The sequence below is a fragment of the Mesorhizobium sp. M7A.F.Ca.CA.001.08.2.1 genome (assembly GCF_003998455.1).
GTDB classification, from domain to species: Bacteria; Pseudomonadota; Alphaproteobacteria; order Rhizobiales; family Rhizobiaceae; genus Mesorhizobium; species Mesorhizobium ciceri.
Window position 1 is genome coordinate 1 of the sequence record NZ_RZPW01001343.1, and the last position, 728, is coordinate 728.

Here is a 728-nt window from a genome sequence, read left to right on the forward strand (position 1 = left end):
GTCCTGGAGACGCGGACACTGGCGCCGGGTGCCGTCTTCAGCTTCGACCTGGCTGAAGAAGCCGACACGGTCAGCATCAGTGGCGAAGGCTTGGAGCGGCGGCTGACGCTGTCGCCTTACTCGGCGGATCTCGGCCTGCTGTCCGCGCAACGCGCCGGCATTGTCACCGATGCCGCTCTCGAAACGATCGGTTTCGACGATGTGACGTCGCGCACCTTCAGGAAAATTCCGGCCGGTCATGCCGGATTGGCGTGGCGCAACCTGAATGCGATGGCGCGCGACTACACCAAGGACAGCCAGGGCTATGTCAATGGCAACGTCTCCGGTGACCATGTGCTCTACACCAGCAGCGGGCTGCCTGCCGAATTCAGCTGCGAACGGCCGTTCGGCTTTCACTCGGTCATGCTGAGCGCCGCCTGGCTGGCGTCGGAAGGGGAGGTAGCGCTGATCGAAAGCTGGCTTGGCGAGCAGCTGATTGCAAGCGATCAGATCACGCTGTCGGCGCTGACGCCGTTGCACTATGCCCCGATGCTCAAAGCTGTAACGCGTGTTCGCCTGTCGACGAAGCACTATTGGCAAATGGTCGTGGACGATTTGGTCCTGACGCGCTGAGATTTGGGCATGCCAAAGCGGAGCGAATTTCGCCCCGCTTCAATCAGGTTACGTTTACGATCAGCCCGGCACGATGATAATCGAGGCGCCGTTCGACGCTGTGACCGCCGACAGAC

General features: G+C 61.5%; 1 pseudogene. It reads left to right on the plus strand.

What is annotated here, in order from left to right:
- A pseudogene (locus tag EN914_RS37270) lies at positions 1-612 on the plus strand (hypothetical protein); the annotation flags it as partial.
- Positions 613-728 lie beyond the last annotated feature (116 nt).